The organism is Klebsiella sp. F11 (assembly GCF_056712265.1).
This window is the reverse complement of sequence record NZ_CM160060.1, coordinates 18,031-36,281: the sequence shown is the minus strand read 5'-3', so window position 1 is coordinate 36,281 and position 18,251 is coordinate 18,031. Positions and strand designations below refer to the sequence as shown.

Below are 18,251 nucleotides of genomic sequence, written 5' to 3'. Positions count from 1 at the left end.
CAGATCAGCCGTTACGCTGCGCCGCCAGGAATCCTTCGGGGCGACAGGTGGCCGGTAGCGCAAAAGCCGCCACCTGCTGATCGCCGTTATAGAGGATCCAGCGGGTCACATAGTTCAGCTCTGCGCTGGAGAAGCGGGTGATAAACGTGGTGCCATCCGGGGCCGTCATGTGAAATTCCGGCCTGTCGGTGTAGCGATCCAGCTTATCGGCGAAAAAGACGATTTCCGGGTCGTAGTCGTCCGGCTCGTTCAGCGCGGACAGCGATGCCTCCCCTTGCAGAATGCGCCGGTTGAACGCCAGCCACCGCTCGGTCGGCCGCACGTGGGCCGGTACCGACTCGCGCAGCGCGAGGGCGTCGTCGGGGATATTCTGGCTAAAGCAGGCCCCGGCCACGTAGGCATAGTTCATATGGCACATATACTGCAGCGGCATCGCGACGGAGGCGAGGTTGGTGACCGCCATGTGAATATCAAAGAGCGCGCTCCCTTTATGCAGATCCACCGCGGGCTGCGCGCGATAATGATGACCGAAGCCCATCACGTATTCGTAGCGTCCCGTTACCCGCAGGCTCTCCTCCCCCAGCTCCAGCCAGGCCTCATCCATCGCGGCGCAGGCCATTTCGCCGTGCAGCGGATGCGTATCCTCCGGCGAAGGACAGCCGTTCGCCAGCAGCCCGGAGTGGAAGGCGAAGCAGCCGTAGGTGGCCACCACTTCCGCCGCCGGCTTCGGCTCGCTGAACATATTGCGCATCGTCAGATCGTGACCATCGAACTCCGCGTCCCAGATCATTTGCCCCAGCCAGGGCAGAATAACCAGGTGGCCGCGCGAGTTCTCTACCCGCAGGCCCTCTACGCCGCTGGCGTAGCGGAACGCGATGACCGTAAAGGCATCGTTTGCCAGCAGGACGCGAGGATGCTCGGTAAACAGCTGACGCCATAGGGTTAAACGTGTCGTCATAATGATTCTCCTCAGGAGGCCGTCGCTTCGGTCAGGGCGCGGCGCGCTTTGCACTCGCGCCAGAAGTAGACGCCCACGTAGATGAAGCACAGCATCGGCACGAGGAACGACACCTGCAGAGAGTGGAACATGTCCGCGACGTAGCCCTGAATCGCCGGCACCACCGCCGCGCCGATAATCGCCATCACAATCACCGCTCCGGCCATTTCGGTATGCTCGTTATCAACCGTGTCGAGGGTTCCGGCATAGATGGTTGCCCAGCAGGGTCCAAACAGGACGCTCACCAGCACCGCCACGTACACCGCGCTAAAGCTTGGCGCCAGCGCCACGTAGGCGAGGAACAGCGCGCCGATCGCCGAGTAGATAATCAGCACTTTTTCCGGCGTAAAGCGCGTCATCAGGATGTTGGCGATAAACTTGCCGATGAAGAAGCAGGCGAAGCTGTAGACCATAAAGGTTGAGGCATTACGCTCGTTGATATCGCCCAGCTCCAGCGCCAGGCGGATGGTGAACGACCAGACGGTGACCTGCATCCCGACGTAGAGAAACTGGGCGATAATCCCGCGGCGAAAGCGGGCGTTTTTCGCCAGGTAGCGCAGGGTATCCAGCGCCGACGGACGCTTATGGTTCGCCGTCTGCGCCACTTTGCAGGTCGGGAAGCGGGTCAGCAGGAACAGCACCATCACCACCACCAGTACCATGATCATGTACTTGTAGGGCTCAAGAGTGTTTTCCAGCATCAGGATTTTAAAGTTATGGATCTGTTCGGCGTTCATGCCCGCCATCTGTTTTTCCAGGCTTTCACCATCGGAGAAGACCAAATATTTGCCCAGCAGGATGCCGGCCGCGGCGCCAATCGGATAGAAGGTCTGGCTGATATTGAGGCGTAGCGTCGCCTGCGCTTTCGGACCGATCATTGAGCTGTAGGTGTTCGCCGCGGTCTCAAGGAAGCTCAGGCCGATGGCAATGGCGAAAATCGCGGCCAGGAACATGGTGTAGGTTGCCATGTGCGAGGCCGGGAAAAAGAGCGTACAGCCGACGATATAAAGCGTCAGGCCGGTTAAAATCGCCACCTTATAGCTGGTTTTTTTAATCACTAACGAAGCCGGAATGGCAATTAAAAAATAACCGCCATAAAAGGCGCTTTGCACCAGCGCCGAGGCAAAGTTGCTCAGCGCAAATACGCTTTTAAACTGAGTAATTAAAATATCATTTAATGCCGCAGCGCATCCCCATAGCGGGAATAAACAGGATAACAAAATAAACTGGAACAGAGGGGTTTTATTCAGATAGCCGTCGGCCATCTGAACGATGTTTTTATCGTTCATAGTGCTACCTTTTACAGTGCAGAGGGTTATTCGTTTAACGCCAGATATTCATTGAATTGCTCAATGCTGGGATAAGACGACTGGGTACCTTTGCCGGTGACGCTGAAGGCGGCAAAGAGCGAGGCTTTTTTCATCGCGGCTTCAACATCGCCGCTCTGGACGTAGTAATGCGCAAAACAGCCGATAAAGGCGTCGCCGGCGCCGCTGGTATCAACCGCGCTGACCTTAAACGCCGGAACGTGCACGTCCCGATCGCGCGTCATCCATAGCGCACCTTTCTCACCCATAGTCACGATAATATTATTCAGCCCTTTTTCCACGAGGCTGCGAGCGGCGGCGCGAATATTATCGTAACTATCGACGGGTAGTCCGGTTAATATTTCCAGCTCGGTTTCATTGGGGACGAAAAAATCGCACTTGCAGGCGTAGGACATATCTAATTCACGCAGCGCCGGCGCCGGATTTAATAACACTTCGATGCCGTGCTTTTTACCAAATTCAATGGCGTGATATACCGTCTCCAGCTGTACCTCAAGCTGTAACACAATCAGCCGGCACTTTTTTAAATCTTCGGCGGCACGGTCGATATCCTCCGGGGAGAGAAACTTATTGGCGCCTTTAATAATCAGAATACTGTTGCTGGAGTTGGCGTTGACAAAAATCGGCGCCACCCCGCTGCTGGTGCAGGGGACTTTTTCAACATAGGTCGTATTAATGCCCCAGGACTCCAGATTGCGAATCGTGTTATCGGCGAAGATGTCGTCCCCGACCTTGGTCAGCATCAGGACTTTAGAATTAAGCTTGGCTGCCGCGACGGCCTGGTTGGCGCCTTTACCGCCGCAGCCAATTTTAAAAGAGGGCGCCTCGAGGGTTTCCCCCTCTTTTGGCATCTGATTGGTGTAGGTGATCAGATCCACCATATTTGAGCCGATAACCGCGATATCCATTTTACTACCTCTTAGAAACAATCACATAACAATGATATTATAGTAACATTATCATGTTACTTTAGTATCATTTGTGACCAGGATCGCGATTGCAGAATCACAGTCTGTTTATTTAACAACCACCCCTGTTCAGCCGCTCGGTATAGGCGTTGGGCGTAAAATGCGGGATATTAAAATAAGATATTGAAAATAGTATATTTATAATTAACAAGACGCGATCTTCCCCGCTTTTAATTCTCGATAGCCCACAGTATAGTAGTGTGAATGCGGAATGTTTCGATGAACGATAAATGTTACTAAAGGAACATTTTTACCCGGACCTGCGGAGAAGGTGAATGGAAACAAAGCAAAAAGAACGTATCCGGCGTCTGATGGAGCTGCTCAAGAAAACTGACCGCATCCACCTTAAAGAAGCCGCGCGGATGCTGGAAGTGTCGGTAATGACCATTCGTCGGGATCTCAGCCTCGAGAGTGACCAACCGCTACCGCTGACGCTGCTGGGCGGCTACGTGGTGATGGTGAACAAACCCTCGTCGCCTTCGGCCAGCGCTGCGCCGGCGGGCAAAAGCCCCCATCACCGGGACGATTTGTCCGTCGCCATCCTCGCCGCCGGGCTGGTCAGCGAAAACGACCTCGTCTTTTTTGATAACGGCAGCGAGATGCCGCTGGTTATCGGCATGATCCCGGACGACATTACCTTTACCGGAATCTGCTACTCGCACCGGGTGTTTATGGCGCTGAATGAAAAGCCTAACGCCACCGCCATCCTCTGCGGCGGCACCTACCGGGCCAAGAGCGATGCCTTTTATGATGCCAGCAACCCCTCGGCTCTCGATTCGCTGAATCCGCGGAAGGTGTTTATCTCCGCCAGCGGCGTGCACGAACACTTCGGCGTGAGCTGGTTTAACCCCGACGATCTCACCACTAAGCGCAAGGCGCTGGATCGCGGGTTACGCAAAATCCTGCTCGCCCGCTACGGGCTGTTCGATGACGTCGCGCCCGCCAGCATCGCCCCGCTGTCGGCCTTTGATGTCCTGATCAGCGATCGCCCTCTACCGGCAGACTACGCGCTGCACTGCCGGAACGGGTCGGTAAAAGTCATCACGCCGGATGCGTCGAGCGACTAGCTCACTCAAAAAAGACGGCGATTTTATTGAACATGGAAGGGTCGGACTGATTGCGCGTTACCTTCTCGACATCCTCCAGCTTATCGATCTGGCTGATCATCTGCTCGAGGCGCTGATCGTTATTGACCAGTAGCCAGATGCGGCTCTGATTGCTGTTTTGAATCGGCAGGCAGAGGATGCCTTCCACGTTGAAGGCGCGACGGGCGAACAGGCCGCAAACGTGGGTCATGACCCCAGGGTGGTTGCGTACGGTGAGTTCCAGAATAACGTTGTCATGAGTCTGCTGTTGCATGGTTTATTCCCCCACCATTTCTGTATTTGCCGCACCCGGCGGTACCATCGGATAAACTTTTTCTGCGGCATCGATTCGCACATGAATCAGCGCCGGGCCGGGGCGGTCAATAATCGCCTGCAGCGCCGCCTGCGGATCGGCTTCGTGATTTAAGTCGCAGGTTTGCAGGCCGAAGCCGGCGGCAATCTGCATAAAGTTAATCATCCCCGGATAGGTGGCGGCAAATACCCCCTGCGGATAGAACAGGCTCTGCTGCTGGTGCACCAGGCCCAGCGCTTCGTTGTTCATCAGAATGATTTTTACGTCGAGCTGATTTTCAGCGGCGGTGGCCATCTCCTGAATGTTCATCATCAGGCTGCCGTCGCCGGAGAAGCAGATAACCTTCCGCTGCGGGTTCGCCAGGGCTGCGCCCACCGCCGCCGGCAGGCCAAAGCCCATGGTGCCCAGGCCGCCGGAGGTCAGCCACTGGCGAGGGCGGTTCAGCGGATAGGCCTGCGCGGTCCACATCTGATGCTGGCCCACGTCGGTGGTAATAATCGCTTCATCATCCACGCAGGCGGCTACGGCATTAATCAGGCCATAATGAGAGAGCGGGTCCTGCTGCTGCGGAATGGTGCACGGGAATTCACGCTGCAGATCGGCGACCAGCTGACGCCATTCGTCGCGCGGCTGCGCTTCAACCTGCGGGATCAGCTGCGCCAGAACCTCGGCGACATCCCCCTGGATAGCCACGTGGGGCTGCTTGATTTTACCCAGCTCGGAGCGGTCGATATCGACGTGAATAATCTTCGCGTTCGGGCAGAACTGCTCGGTTTTACCAATCGCCCGGTCATCAAAACGCGCGCCTAACACGATCAGTAAATCAGCCTCCTGCAGCGTAAAGTTGGTGCTGCGCGCGCCGTGCATGCCGAGCATACCCAGCGACAGCGGGTGCGCCTTTGGCAGCATGCCCAGCGCCATTAGGGTCATGGTGGTCGGCAGGCTGGCCTTTTCCGCCAACTGGCGAACCTGCTCCGGAGCGTTAATCACCCCGCCGCCCAGGTAGAGCACCGGGCGCTTAGCGGCATTAATCATCGCCGCCGCTTCGCGTACGCTGGCGCCGTCAAACTCAGGCGCCGCCGCGCGAACGCCGGGCTCGGGCAACGCCTCCAGTTCGATGGTCGCGCTCTGCACGTCCTTAGGAATATCTATCCACACCGGCCCCGGACGCCCGGACTGCGCAATGCGAAAAGCGTCGCTCATCACCTGCGGCAGCTCGGCGATGTCGCGAACCAGATAGTTGTGTTTGGTGATGGGGATAGAGATGCCGTAGGTATCGACTTCCTGGAACGCATCGGTGCCAATCATTGAGGCCGGCACCTGACCGGTAATACAGATCAGCGGGATTGAGTCCAGGCGCGCGTCGGCGATGGCGGTGATCAGGTTCGTCGCCCCCGGGCCGCTGCAGGCCATGCACACCGCCGGCTTGCCCTCGGTACGCGCCATGCCCTGGGCGATAAATCCGGCCCCCTGCTCGTGACGCGCCAGGATATGGCGAATCTGCTTGCTTTGGCTTAACGCGTCGTAGACCGGAAGAATGGAGCCGCCCGGAATACCCGTTACCGTGGTGATCCCCTGACGTTCCAGTAAATGAACAACTAACTGCGCGCCGGTGAAGCGCATTTTCTGTGATGCTGTGCCCGAACTTGCCATGCTCCAGTCCTTTTATTCTGAGCCGACCTACCGGGCGAGGGTCGAAAAAAAACCCCGCTCGGTTTGCGCCGGCGGGGTTTGGAATCGTGTTGTTCCGGACCCTACGGCGCATTGCCGACGACGACCACCACACGCACGACGACCACCGCGGCAGGCGCGGTTTTTAGTAGGGTCGAAGTCAGCATGGAAGCGTTCATTAGGGGCCTTTGTGTCGAAAAATTAGCTGAATTTATACAAACACAGCCGCGGCCATTAAACAACGGATTTATTTTCAACCGCGGAGATTTGCGCGGAGGATCACAATTTTTTAACCCGGCGGGAAAAAGCAAAAAACCCCGCCGCAGCGAGGTTTTTCTTTCAGCATTTTGCGGCTGGTAACCGCAAGCACACTGTATTACATCAACGGCAAAAGTATACGCGTTCACGGCAGTTCACGCAATTTTAGCCACGGTTTTTCATAAAATAGAGTATGGATCGGCGGTGGATTTTTGTCGAGAAAAATACTGTTTATTTATACAGTATATGCTTATACTGAAAGCGTTCACTCTGTGCCATTCGGGGGCCGCATGTTTACCGGCGCAATCAAGTCCTGGCTGAAACGGGTGGTGCCGTCAGCGCCTTAACCCTGAAAGAGCACACTGTGTTACGTCAACAAATACGCTAATGTCTTTCGGGCACGGCAACGTGTTCAGGCAGCGGCGTAGATCCTGGCTGGCAACAGGCGGCGGAAAGGTACGCCAGCCGGCTGTGCTCCTTTACCGAGGAGACGCGTATGGGCACGATGGATATTATCCTGCTTATCCTGAAACTCATGGTTGCCGCGTTGCAACTGCTTGATGCTGTCCTGAAACAGTTCCGCTGATTCAGGTTCAGGCCGCACCTGGGAGGGGCGGGCAACCGCCCCTCTACAGGCAGTCTCCCTTAACCTGCGCTGACTGATGGAGAAACGTATGCCACCGCTGCTGATTGCCGCCACCACGCCGGACGACGCCGGATTTCTCGCCCTGCGTAGCGAAAGCCTCGCCCAGCACTTTAATATGCTGCGCCGCCTGGCGGAGAACTGGCAAAGCGGAGAGAACCGCTTTAACGCGCCGGGAGAAAAGCTGCTCGGGGCCTTCTGTGGAGGAGAGCTGGTGGGCGTTTGCGGGCTGAACGTTGACGCCTACAGCCAGCAGCCGCGGGCCGGGCGCATTCGCCACCTGTACATCGGCGAACGCTACCGTCGCCAGGGCGTCGGGCAGCAGCTGCTGGCGGCGGTTATCACCCACTCCGGCACCTGGTTCGATTTCCTCAATACCCACGCGCCGTCGTCGGCGTGGCCGTTTTATGAAAGCCTGGGATTCCGTCCGGTTTACGATGAGCCGCGGGTGACGCATCGTCTGTTCTGCTCGCTGTAGCCATCTCTGGCTGGGTGAAAAAGCGCATGTTACAGTTTCATCACCACGCCACCACGGTGCTCCGCCCTCATGACGATAAACGTTTTCTGCATTCTGTTGTTCGCCGCCCTGCTGCACGCTAGCTGGAATGCGATCGTCAAAGCCAGCGGCGATAAGATGTACGCGGCAATTAGCGTGAGCGGTTCGGCGGCGATCGTTGCCCTGCTGCTGCTGCCCTTCGCGCCGCAGCCGTCCCTCGCCAGCGCGCCCTATCTGCTGCTTTCCAGCGCCCTTCAGGTGGTTTACACCGTACTGGTAGCCAAAACCTACCAGGTGTCGGACATGAGCCAGACCTACCCGCTGATGCGCGGCACGGCGCCGCTGCTGGTGGCGATAATTAGCGTTGTGTTTCTCGGCGATCGCCTCTCTCCTCTGGCGTGGTCAGGCATTGGGGTCATCTGCCTGGCGATCCTGGCGATGGCCTACAACGGGCGGGCCAGCTCGCGGCGCGGCGTGGTGCTGGCGCTGATTAACGCCTGCTTTATTGCCGGCTATACGCTGGTTGACGGCACCGGCGTCAGGCTATCCGGTTCCGCGCTGGGCTACACGCTGTGGTCCTTTTTGATGAACGGCTGCAGCCTGCTGGCCTGGTCGCTGGTCACCCGCCGGCGGGAGGTTAGCCGCTATCTGAGCCAGCACTGGCGCAAGGGGCTGCTCGGGGGCGCCAGTACGATGGGCTCCTACGGCCTCGCGCTGTGGGCCATGACCCAGGCGCCGCTGGCGGTCGTGGCCGCGCTGCGTGAAACCTCAATTCTGTTCGGCGCGCTCATCGCCTTTGTCCTGCTCAAAGAGCGGGTTATGGCGCTGCGCATCGTTGCCGCCTGCGGCATCGCCGCCGGCGCGATCCTGCTGCGCCTCTCTTAGCGCATCATGGCAACATTAGTTGCCGATGATTGTTTACAAAACCTGCCTTTAATTCCCCGACAATCGCCGCCGGGTGGTTGTTCTGTCATTTTTATGTGGTAGATTCCTCCATCGTTTTCGGGATGTGCCAGTCACATATTCTTTATTATCCTCTACTCACAAAGTATTCATCGACATGAAACGGCATAAGAACTTCAATTTGTTGTTGATGCTGGTCGTGCTGGTGGCCGTTGGCCAGATGGCGCAGACCATATATATTCCGGCCATTGCCGACATGGCCGTCTCGCTCAACGCCCGCGAAGGCGCCGTGCAGAGCGTGATGGCGGCCTATTTGCTGACCTACGGCGTATCCCAGCTCTTTTACGGGCCGCTCTCCGACCGCGTCGGGAGGCGCCCGGTGATTCTGGTCGGGATGTCTATCTTTATGCTGGCAACGCTGATCGCCATCACCACCCATAGCCTGACGGTGCTGATTGCCGCCAGCGCGATTCAGGGAATGGGCACCGGCGTCGGCGGCGTCATGGCGCGAACCCTGCCGCGCGATCTGTACGAAGGCGCGCAGCTAAGGCATGCCAACAGCTTGTTGAATATGGGTATTCTGGTCAGCCCGCTGCTGGCGCCGCTGCTTGGCGGGATCCTCAATACGCTGTGGAGCTGGCGCGCCTGCTACGCCTTCCTGCTGGTGCTGTGCGCCGCGGTGACCTTTAGCATGGCGCGCTGGATGCCGGAAACCCGCCCGGCCGCCGCGCCGCGCACCCGCCTCTCCACCAGCTACCGCACGCTTTTTGGCAACGGCGCGTTCAACTGCTATCTGCTGATGCTGATTGGCGGCCTCGCGGGAATTGCCGTTTTTGAGGCCTGCTCCGGCGTGCTGATGGGCGCCGTGCTGGGCTTAAGCAGCATGGCGGTCAGTATTCTGTTTATTTTGCCGATCCCGGCGGCCTTCTTCGGCGCCTGGTTCGCCGGACGGCCGAACAGGCGCTTCCCGACGCTGATGTGGCAATCGGTGATTTGCTGCCTGCTGGCGGGAATTATGATGTGGGTGCCGGGGCTGATGGGCGTCATGACCGTCTGGACGCTGCTGGTGCCCGCCGCGCTGTTCTTCTTCGGCGCCGGCATGCTGTTTCCGCTGGCAACCAGCGGCGCAATGGAGCCGTTCCCGTTCCTCGCCGGTACCGCCGGCGCGCTGGTTGGCGGCCTGCAGAATATCGGTTCCGGCGTCCTGGCCTGGCTCTCGGCCATGATGCCGCAGACCGGCCAGGGCAGCCTCGGCCTGCTGATGATGCTGATGGGGCTGCTGATTATGCTGTGCTGGCTGCCGCTGGCGTCGCGCTTTAGCCGCCATCAGCAGCCGGTTTAGGGCTTTCGCTTTTCTCCCCGGGCCGCGACGCAAGGCGTCCCGCCCGGGTTCCCCATCCCGCCGCTATGCCTTATGCCTGCGCCAGGCTCTGCAGCCAGTTAATAAAGGCGTCGATTTTTGGCCACTGGCGGCCCGGCAGCGTGGTCACGTAGTAGTGCTGGTGGCATTTCAGCGTCATCTCGCCAAACGGTGCGATCAGCTCCCCGCTCTCCAGCCGCTTTTGCACCAGCCTTTTTCGCCCCATCGCCACGCCGACGTGATTCATCGCCGCAATCACCGCCAGGTCGGAACGATCGAAGCCAATCCCCGACAATTGCCGCATATTAACCCCAAACTGCTGCGCCCAGCTAAACCACTCGTCGGTGCCGGAGTCGTTGCTCCAGGCCTGGCGATCGTGCAGCAGCGTGCAGTGCTGGAGGTTATCGGGATTCTGCTGCAGCTGGTGCCGGCGCGCATAGTCCGGGCTGCATACCGGCACAATCTCCTCGTCCATCAGGAAGTGGTGGCTGAGCCGCGATGACGGCAAATCGTCAAAGTAGATAGCCAGGTCGATGCCGGCGCGCTGCATATTAACGTTATCGTTGCCGGTCAACACGGTCAGCGAGATCGACGGATAGCGGTGGGTAAAGTCGCCCAGCGCCGGAACCAGCCAGCACTGAGCGATCGACGGCCGCGAGTAGACCGTCAGGGTGCCGGACAGCTCCTGGTTTTTGATATCCAGGATCTCCTGATTCAGGCTATCGAGGGATGACTTCAACGCCCAGAACACCCGCCGGCCCTCATGGGTGAGCTCCACCTTGCGGTGCGAGCGCACGAACAGCTGAATCCCCAGCTCCTCTTCAAGCTGGTTCATGCGGTGGCTCACCGCGCTGGGCGTCAACGACAGCTCTTCCGCCGCCAGGGCAAAGGACTCGTGCCGCGCGGCCACCTCAAAGGTATAGAGCTTTGACAGCTGCCAGCCGTTAAGCAGCCGGTTACCTCTCTCTTTTAGCGCATCCATCTTCCGTCTCCCCTATTTATTACCGCTGATTGTAAAGAAACGAGCCGCCGTCCGCCGTTTTAAAGATGAATAAAAGTGATTCATGGCGCAAAATTCCGCCATTTTTAGACGTTAATCACTAGTTTGATTCAATCTGATTCATCTGAAGGAGCAATTATATCGTTTGTCAGCCGGTGGCGTTTTTCCGTTCAATAAGCGCAGATTATTCACAGGCGAGGTGGGGTATGGAGTCGCAGATTTGGGTTGTGAGCACGCTGCTGATAAGCATCGAGCTGATCGTGTTAACTATCGTCAAACTGAAGTTTCATCCCTTCCTGGCGCTGCTGTTAGCCAGCTTTTTTGTCGGCGCAATGATGGGGATGAGCCCGCTGGATATGGTAAACGCCATTGAAAGCGGGATTGGCGGCACCCTGGGCTTCCTTGCGGCGGTCATCGGCCTCGGCACCATTCTGGGCAAAATGATGGAGGTCTCCGGCGCCGCAGAGCGTATCGGCCTGACGCTCCAGCGCTGCCGCTGGCTTTCAGTTGACGTCATTATGGTGCTGGTCGGCCTGATTTGCGGGATTACGCTGTTTGTGGAAGTTGGCGTCGTGCTGCTGATCCCGCTGGCATTCTCCATCGCCAAAAAGACCCGCACCTCGCTGCTGAAGCTGGCTATTCCGCTGTGTACCGCGCTGATGGCCGTCCACTGCGTGGTCCCGCCGCATCCGGCCGCGCTGTTCGTTGCCAATAAGCTCGGCGCCGATATCGGCACGGTCATTGTCTACGGCCTGCTGGTCGGGCTGGTGGCCTCGCTGGTTGGCGGCCCGCTGTTCCTTAAGCTTCTCGGCGACCGCCTGCCGTTTAAGCCGGTTCCCGCCGAGTTTTCCAACATGGAAGTCCGTCAGGAAGAGACGCTGCCATCCCTTGGCGCCACGCTCTTTACCATCCTGCTGCCTATCGCGCTGATGCTGGTAAAAACCGTTGCCGAGCTGAATATGACCAAAGGCAGCACGCTGTACATGCTGCTGGAGTTTATCGGTAACCCGATCACCGCCATGTTTATTGCCGTCTTCGTGGCTTACTACATCCTCGGCATCCGCCAGAATCTCGGGATGAGCGTGCTGCTGACTCATACCGAAAACGGCTTCGGCTCGATTGCCAATATTCTGCTGATTATCGGCGCCGGCGGCGCGTTCAACGCCATACTGAAAAGCAGCGGCCTGGCCGACTCTTTGGCAGTGATTCTGTCGAACATGCATATGCACCCCATCCTGCTGGCCTGGCTGGTGGCGCTGATCCTCCACGCGGCGGTCGGCTCAGCCACCGTCGCGATGATGGGCGCTACCGCCATCGTTGCCCCGATGCTGCCGCTCTATCCCGGTGTAAGTCCGGAGATCATCGCCATTGCCATCGGTTCCGGCGCCATTGGCTGCACGATCGTCACCGATTCCCTGTTCTGGCTGGTCAAACAATACTGCGGAGCGAGCCTGAACGAGACGTTCAAATACTATACAACGGCCACATTTATCGCATCCTTACTTGCGCTGGCCTGCACGTCCCTGCTTTCTTTCATCATCTGAGCGCCAAAGAGACGTAATATGAAAAACGCTGACATGACCACTTTAATCGCACAGTTTCCTCTGCTGAAGGAGCTGATTGCCCTGAAAGAAACCGCCTGGTTTAACCCGGCCACCACTTCTCTGGCCGAGGGTTTACCCTACGTCGGCCTGACCGGTGAAGACGTCCAGGACGCTCGCGCCCGCCTCGATCGCTTTGCGCCGTATCTGGCGCAGGCCTTCCCGGAAACCGCGGCTACCGGCGGGATTATCGAATCCGAGCTGGTGGCGATCCCGGCCATGAAGGCGCGGCTGGAGCAGGAATTTGCGCAGCCGGTGGCGGGCGAGCTGCTGTTGAAAAAGGACAGCCATCTGCCGATCTCCGGCTCAATTAAAGCGCGGGGCGGCATTTACGAGGTGCTGACCCACGCGGAAAAGCTGGCGCTGGAGGCCGGACTGCTCACCCCCGCGGACGACTACAGCAGGCTGCTGGCGCCCGAGTTTAAACAGTTTTTCAGCCGCTACAGCATCGCCGTCGGCTCCACCGGCAACCTCGGCATGTCGATTGGCATCATGAGCGCGCGCATCGGCTTTAAGGTCACCGTGCATATGTCCGCCGATGCCCGGGCGTGGAAGAAAGCGAAGCTGCGAAGCCATGGCGTGACGGTGGTGGAGTACGATCAGGATTACGGCGTGGCGGTTGAGCAGGGGCGTAAAGCCGCCGAATCAGACCCTAACTGCTTCTTTATCGACGACGAAAACTCGCGCACGCTGTTCCTCGGCTACGCCGTTGCCGGCGAGCGTCTGAAGGCCCAGTTTGCTCAACAGGGCCGCGCGGTCGATGCCGATCATCCGCTGTTCGTCTATCTGCCGTGCGGCGTTGGCGGCGGCCCTGGCGGAGTGGCGTTTGGCCTCAAGCTGGCCTTCGGCGACCACGTGCGCTGCTTCTTCGCCGAACCGACCCACTCGCCCTGTATGCTGCTGGGGATTTATACCGGACTGCACGACGCGATTGCGGTCCAGGATTTAGGTATTGATAACCTGACCGCCGCCGACGGGCTCGCCGTTGGCCGGGCGTCGGGATTCGTCGGTCGGGCGATGGAGCGTCTGCTGGATGGTCTGTACACCCTCGACGACCAGACGATGTACGACATGCTGGGCTGGCTGGCGCAGGCTGAAAATATCCGCCTCGAGCCGTCGGCGCTGGCGGGCATGGCCGGGCCGCAGCACGTTTGCGCAAGCGAAACTTACCGCCAGATGCACGGCTTTAGCCCGGAGCAGATGCAGAACGCCACCCACCTGGTGTGGGCCACCGGCGGCGGCATGGTGCCGGAAGAAGAGATGGCGCAGTACCTGGCGAAGGGGCGCTAGCCCGCCGTTAGCGCAGCAGCGGCATCAGCTCGGCGGGCGACCGCTGCTGGTTTTGTAGATCACGCATGACACGCATATAGGGCGCGCTCATGCTGTAAAACTGGCGATAGCCCGCGCACAGCGGGTTTTGCCCCTTGCCCGCATCCGGCGGCGGGCAATCACCGCCGCATAACCTCAGCCACGGGCAGTCGCGACAATCCGACGTAACCGGCGCGTCGGCGGGACGTACCGGTTCACCACACCAGCCACGCAGGGCGCTCTCAAAGGGCAACACCAGGATCCGGCCGATATCTTCGCGTACCCAGATAGCAAAAACCGCGCACAGGAACTCCCCCCAGGATTCGGCATCTTCCGGCTGAAGCTGCGGAACAAAGCGGATCGCTGAAACGCCCTGCTGGCGTAGCTGGTGATAATATTGCCGCGGACTCTGGCAGTGATGGCGATAAATATTGACGTCCAGTACCTTCAGCTCCCTCTCTGCGGCACTCCTGCTGTGGCAACGTCCTGTCATGTCACATCCTTAATGAATAAAACAATCTGCCGTAGATGAGTTACAGCAAACATTAACGCCAGCGAAAGCACTGCGAGAGAGATCAAAAATTTGTCACGTATCGCCCGGGAGTGTGCGAAATCGCTCTCGTTGATATCCATCAGGTTGCGACTGCGGGTATAGCGCCAGAGCATAATGGCTACGGCAACCAGCACGGCAATCGACAGCCAGAACAGCGCCCCCGCGCTGTGCCAGTTATGCTTGATAGCCAGCGCCATCAGCGCGCCGTAGCCCAGCAGCGTGCGAAACCAGGCCAGCGACGTGCGCTCCGGCTGCAGGCCCGGATCGCTCTCCCGCCGCATCCGCCGCCTATCCACCGTAGAGCACCAGTCCCATCACCACCACGACCACAATCATCAGCAGAATACTGATCGCCAGCAGGGTCCGGGTATAGGGCAAGTCCTGTTTCAGACGCATCGCCTTTTCATTACTCAGCCAGCGCAGATAGCCGTAAATAGCCAGGCCGCCGGCAAACAGGCACAGCAGCAGCGCCAGCGCTTCGCGAATCAGCGGCGTGGCAAAGTCGGGCGCCAGCTGATCGAGGCCAACGCCGGCGGCGAGAAAGCCCAGCGCCGTACGGATCCAGGCGAGAAAAGTACGTTCATTGGCGAGTGAAAAGCGGTAATCCGGCGCTTCGCCGACGCGGGAGATTTTCATCAGGGTTCCTTGTTCGTGCCACGGCCAGGCTCCAGCATAGCGTAATTCATCGCGAACAGGGGAAGAGGGAAGAACCGGCACCCAACGGATGCCGGTTAGAGGGAGGGATTAGCGCAGCTCTGGCCAGTACTCTTTATTGGCCGTAATCAGGTCGTCGAGGATCGCTTTAGCGACGGAGGCGCTCGGCACGGTTTTCGACAGCGTAATGGCCTGCCACAGCTTGTGGTAGGAGCGATGTTCCCAGGCATCGACCACCAGTTTTTCGACCGCCACCTGCTGGCCCATCATCCCTTTCTGGAAGTTCGGGATATCGCCAACCGTCAGCGGCTCCGGCCCGTTATGGCCAACCAGGCACGGAATTTCAACCATCGCGTCGGCGTCAAAGTTATGGATGGCGCCATTATTCGGCACAATTAGCAGCATGCGCTCCTGGGTGTTGAAGGCGATCGCCGCCGCGAGGTCAACGATGTACGAGGCGTGTTCGTCGATCTCCAGATCGCCGGCAGATGATTTACCGGCGGCAATAATGGCCCGGCAGGCGCTGAAGACGTTTTTCTCACGATGATCCATGACCTCGTTTGCGCGGGTGCGCTCAGGGTTGGAGTGCGCAACCACATAGTCCGGGAACAGATAGTACTTGAGGTAGGTGTTCGGCATGGTGTCCGGGTCCAGCGCCTGCACGTCTCTTGCCTTGGCAAAGGTATCGTTCCAGCTCGCTTCGGTATGCGGGTCGTTAGATGGCGGAACATAGCCATATTTAGCGACATATTCCCGCAGTTTTGGCATCAGATCGTTACCCTGCAGATCTTCAATCGACGTCCACCAGCCGAAGTGGTTAAGGCCGTAGTAGCGCACGCGCATCTGCTTGCGGTCTTTCAGGCCGACGATTTGCGCCATCCGCCCTTCAATACCGATCGGCATATCGCAAATGTTGAGGATTTTCGCGTTCGGACGCAGGCGGCGGGTCGCCTCTGCCACGATGGCCGCCGGATTGGAGTAGTTCAGCATCCACGCGTTCGGCGAATATTTTTGCATATAGTCCACCAGCTCCAGCACGCCGCCGATCGAACGCATTCCGTAGGCAATGCCGCCAGGCCCGCAGGTTTCCTGGCCCAGCACGCCGTGGCGCAGGGGGATTTTTTCATCTTTTTCACGCATCGGATATTTACCGACGCGAATATGCGCCATCACGAAATCCACGTCGGTAAACGCCGCCTGCGGGTCGGTGGTGTAGCTGAACTCAATATCCGGCGCCTGCTCTTTGAGAATGACTTTACAGGCTTCGGCGATAGTCTCCTGCCGCGCGCCGTCGTTGTCATAAAATTTCAGCGCCCGCAGCGGGAAACGGTCCTGATTCGCCAACAGCATTAATACGATGCCCGGGGTAAAGGTACTGCCACCGCCTGCGATAACAACTGAGAATTTTTTCATGATACTGCCTCCGTCATGGTGTTTTGTTCGGTCTGTAGAGAATCTTTGATGAGGGTTTCAAGCTGGTCGCGAACCTGAGGAACGTGCAGGCCGACGATGACCTGAATCCCGTTGCCGCGCCGCACCACCCCGTGGGCGCCCAGCGCTTTAAAGACGTCGTCACTTTGCGTTTTCGCCATATCGACCAGCGTGATACGCAGGCGGGTGGCGCAGTTATTGATGCTCTCGATATTGCTCGCCCCGCCGAGCGCCTGCAGGAAGCCTGCGGCCTGGCCGAGCTTGGCCTCCGTCGCGCCTGCGGCGCTGGTTTTGCCGCGCGCCGCCTGGTAGTCGGCCTTGCTGTAGAGCTTGATTTCACTCTCTTCGCGGCCCGGCGTTTTCAGGTTGAGGCGCAGGATCAGGGTGCGGAAGATAACGAAGTAGATGCCGGTGAAGCACGCCCCGACGCCGATTTGAATAAACATCATCGACGCGTGGTTATGGAACATCGGGATCCAGTTCTGCGGCAGGAACTGATCCAGCAGACCGCCGCCGAAGTTGCCCACCACGCCGCACATATACATCACCGTCGCCATCGTCGCCGCCAGCACGGCGTGCACGGCGAACAGCAGCGGAGAGATAAACAAGAAGGTGAACTCCAGCGGTTCGGTAATGCCGACCAGCATGGCGGTCAGGGTGGCCGGTATCAGCAGCCCGGCAACCTTGACGCGATTTTGCGGGGCGGCGGTGAAGTAGAGAGCCAGCGCAATCCCCACCGATCCAAAGACCTTCGAATTGCCGTGCAGGGCGAAGCCGCCTTCCGGGAACAGGGCCTTCAGCGGCTCGGTGCTCTGACTGAACTCCTGCAGATGCTGCGCCCAGTACATCTGAATGCCGCCCTCCACCACCGCCGGGCCGAAGATAAACGGACCGTAGACAAAATGATGCAGGCCGGTTGGGATCAGGATCCGTTCAAGGAAAATATAAACCCAAACCCCGAGCGCCCCGGCCGAGCGTAAAAACGCCTGCAGAGATTCAATACCCATCTGTACTTTCGGCCAGCACAATAGCGTCAGCCAGGCGCAGGGGATCATCGCCAGGAACGCCACGATAACGACAAACGAGGAGCCCTGGAAAATACCGAGGAAAACCGGGAGAGGTTTATCAAAATAGCGGTTATGGATCGCCGTCACGAAGCCGGAAATAACGATCGCGCCGATGATGCTGGTATCCAGCGTTTTAATCCCGGCAATCATCGCCAGGCCGCTGCCGGCGGTAGGTTCGACGGAGAAGTCGACGCCGAAGAAGTGGCCCCAGGTCATCCCCATCGCGTTGATGAAGTAGTTCCAGGTGAGGAAGCTAACCAGCACCGCCAGGCAGGCCCGGCCCTGCGCCTGTTTAGCGAGGCCAATCGGCAGGCCGACGGCGAAAATCAGCGGCATATTACGAAATACCGTCCAGCCGCCCTCTTCAATAATGTGAACAATTTGCGCAAATAAACTATCGGGAGCCGTAAGCGCTTCACCGACAAACATCGGGTTGCGTAACATAATGGCTATTCCGACCACGATCCCGGCAAACGGAAACAGTAAAACCGGGGTAAACATGGCACCGCCAAAACGTTGTATTTGACTGAGCATTTTAAAATCCTCATTTAACAACCAGTAGGGTAAGAGAGGCCTTATTTGTGTTGAGTATCGGCCTAAAGCGAGAATAGGAAT

The 18,251-nt window shown here is 58.4% G+C and carries 20 protein-coding genes; 8 read left to right on the top strand and 12 right to left on the bottom strand.

Features of this window, described 5'->3' with window-relative positions:
- Positions 1 to 4 precede the first annotated feature (4 nt).
- From AC1M2H_RS00180 to rbsK, 3 genes are read right to left on the bottom strand one after another with little or no spacing between them, the layout of a single operon-like run.
- Positions 5 to 958 (bottom strand): aldose 1-epimerase family protein, encoded by a 954-nt coding sequence (locus tag AC1M2H_RS00180; RefSeq protein ID WP_480149867.1) that lies wholly within the window; start codon positions 956 to 958, stop codon positions 5 to 7.
- 11 nt (positions 959 to 969) lie between these two features.
- Entirely contained in the window at positions 970 to 2,286 is a 1,317-nt protein-coding gene (gene fucP / locus AC1M2H_RS00175; protein ID WP_480149866.1) for an L-fucose:H+ symporter permease, read from the bottom strand.
- Between the two features lie 26 nt (positions 2,287 to 2,312).
- Positions 2,313 to 3,233 (bottom strand): ribokinase, encoded by a 921-nt coding sequence (rbsK, locus tag AC1M2H_RS00170; protein WP_480149865.1) that lies wholly within the window; start codon positions 3,231 to 3,233, stop codon positions 2,313 to 2,315.
- A gap of 335 nt (positions 3,234 to 3,568) precedes the next feature.
- Between rbsK and AC1M2H_RS00165 the strand changes: the two genes are divergently transcribed.
- The gene (locus tag AC1M2H_RS00165; protein WP_480149864.1) at positions 3,569 to 4,360 is read left to right on the top strand and encodes a DeoR family transcriptional regulator; all 792 of its coding nucleotides are present in this window, start codon (positions 3,569 to 3,571) and stop codon (positions 4,358 to 4,360) included.
- Position 4,361: 1 nt separating this feature from the next.
- Here the strand turns inward: AC1M2H_RS00165 and ilvN are convergent, their stop codons facing one another.
- The 3 genes from ilvN to ivbL all read right to left on the bottom strand — a co-directional run bounded on the left by ilvN (position 4,362) and on the right by ivbL (position 6,541).
- Positions 4,362 to 4,652 (bottom strand): acetolactate synthase small subunit, encoded by a 291-nt coding sequence (ilvN, locus tag AC1M2H_RS00160; RefSeq protein ID WP_095102467.1) that lies wholly within the window; start codon positions 4,650 to 4,652, stop codon positions 4,362 to 4,364.
- A gap of 3 nt (positions 4,653 to 4,655) precedes the next feature.
- The gene (gene ilvB, locus AC1M2H_RS00155) at positions 4,656 to 6,344 is read right to left on the bottom strand and encodes an acetolactate synthase large subunit (protein ID WP_480149863.1); all 1,689 of its coding nucleotides are present in this window, start codon (positions 6,342 to 6,344) and stop codon (positions 4,656 to 4,658) included.
- A 101-nt stretch (positions 6,345 to 6,445) separates the two neighbouring features.
- The gene (gene ivbL, locus AC1M2H_RS00150) at positions 6,446 to 6,541 is read right to left on the bottom strand and encodes an ilvB operon leader peptide IvbL (protein WP_071844866.1); all 96 of its coding nucleotides are present in this window, start codon (positions 6,539 to 6,541) and stop codon (positions 6,446 to 6,448) included.
- Between ivbL and AC1M2H_RS00145 the strand changes: the two genes are divergently transcribed.
- The 5 genes from AC1M2H_RS00145 (at position 6,528) to emrD (ending at position 10,004) form a co-directional block, all read left to right on the top strand.
- Complete coding sequence (locus AC1M2H_RS00145) at positions 6,528 to 6,722, top strand: hypothetical protein (RefSeq protein WP_480152068.1); 195 nt, start codon at positions 6,528 to 6,530, stop codon at positions 6,720 to 6,722. The genes ivbL and AC1M2H_RS00145 overlap by 14 nt on opposite strands.
- A gap of 394 nt (positions 6,723 to 7,116) precedes the next feature.
- Entirely contained in the window at positions 7,117 to 7,206 is a 90-nt protein-coding gene (gene tisB, locus AC1M2H_RS00140; protein WP_237372187.1) for a type I toxin-antitoxin system toxin TisB, read from the top strand.
- Between the two features lie 88 nt (positions 7,207 to 7,294).
- Positions 7,295 to 7,741, top strand: coding sequence for a GNAT family N-acetyltransferase (locus tag AC1M2H_RS00135; RefSeq protein WP_480149862.1), 447 nt, complete (start codon positions 7,295 to 7,297; stop codon positions 7,739 to 7,741).
- A 69-nt stretch (positions 7,742 to 7,810) separates the two neighbouring features.
- On the top strand, positions 7,811 to 8,644 hold the full coding sequence (locus AC1M2H_RS00130) for an EamA family transporter (RefSeq protein ID WP_480149861.1): 834 nt from the start codon (positions 7,811 to 7,813) through the stop codon (positions 8,642 to 8,644).
- Between the two features lie 175 nt (positions 8,645 to 8,819).
- A complete protein-coding gene (gene emrD, locus AC1M2H_RS00125) occupies positions 8,820 to 10,004 on the top strand; it encodes a multidrug efflux MFS transporter EmrD (protein ID WP_480149860.1) in 1,185 nt (394 codons plus the stop codon).
- A gap of 70 nt (positions 10,005 to 10,074) precedes the next feature.
- Here the strand turns inward: emrD and dsdC are convergent, their stop codons facing one another.
- The gene (gene dsdC / locus AC1M2H_RS00120) at positions 10,075 to 11,004 is read right to left on the bottom strand and encodes a DNA-binding transcriptional regulator DsdC (protein ID WP_480149859.1); all 930 of its coding nucleotides are present in this window, start codon (positions 11,002 to 11,004) and stop codon (positions 10,075 to 10,077) included.
- Positions 11,005 to 11,228: 224 nt separating this feature from the next.
- Here dsdC and dsdX point away from each other — a divergent pair, with 224 nt between their 5' ends.
- Positions 11,229 to 12,566: a D-serine transporter DsdX gene (gene dsdX / locus AC1M2H_RS00115; protein ID WP_480149858.1), complete on the top strand. Its 1,338-nt coding sequence runs from the start codon at positions 11,229 to 11,231 to the stop codon at positions 12,564 to 12,566.
- Between the two features lie 18 nt (positions 12,567 to 12,584).
- On the top strand, positions 12,585 to 13,913 hold the full coding sequence (gene dsdA / locus AC1M2H_RS00110; protein ID WP_480149857.1) for a D-serine ammonia-lyase: 1,329 nt from the start codon (positions 12,585 to 12,587) through the stop codon (positions 13,911 to 13,913).
- Positions 13,914 to 13,920: 7 nt separating this feature from the next.
- Here the strand turns inward: dsdA and AC1M2H_RS00105 are convergent, their stop codons facing one another.
- From AC1M2H_RS00105 to AC1M2H_RS00085, 5 genes are all read right to left on the bottom strand, one after another.
- Entirely contained in the window at positions 13,921 to 14,361 is a 441-nt protein-coding gene (locus tag AC1M2H_RS00105) for a regulator (RefSeq protein ID WP_480152054.1), read from the bottom strand.
- A 59-nt stretch (positions 14,362 to 14,420) separates the two neighbouring features.
- Complete coding sequence (locus tag AC1M2H_RS00100) at positions 14,421 to 14,765, bottom strand: DUF202 domain-containing protein (protein ID WP_480152053.1); 345 nt, start codon at positions 14,763 to 14,765, stop codon at positions 14,421 to 14,423.
- 7 nt (positions 14,766 to 14,772) lie between these two features.
- The gene (locus AC1M2H_RS00095; protein WP_426813707.1) at positions 14,773 to 15,120 is read right to left on the bottom strand and encodes a YidH family protein; all 348 of its coding nucleotides are present in this window, start codon (positions 15,118 to 15,120) and stop codon (positions 14,773 to 14,775) included.
- Positions 15,121 to 15,228: 108 nt separating this feature from the next.
- Positions 15,229 to 16,551 (bottom strand): 6-phospho-alpha-glucosidase, encoded by a 1,323-nt coding sequence (locus AC1M2H_RS00090; RefSeq protein ID WP_480149856.1) that lies wholly within the window; start codon positions 16,549 to 16,551, stop codon positions 15,229 to 15,231.
- The gene (locus AC1M2H_RS00085; RefSeq protein ID WP_480149855.1) at positions 16,548 to 18,170 is read right to left on the bottom strand and encodes an alpha-glucoside-specific PTS transporter subunit IIBC; all 1,623 of its coding nucleotides are present in this window, start codon (positions 18,168 to 18,170) and stop codon (positions 16,548 to 16,550) included. Before AC1M2H_RS00085 ends, AC1M2H_RS00090 begins: the two co-directional genes overlap by 4 nt.
- Positions 18,171 to 18,251: the final 81 nt, after the last annotated feature.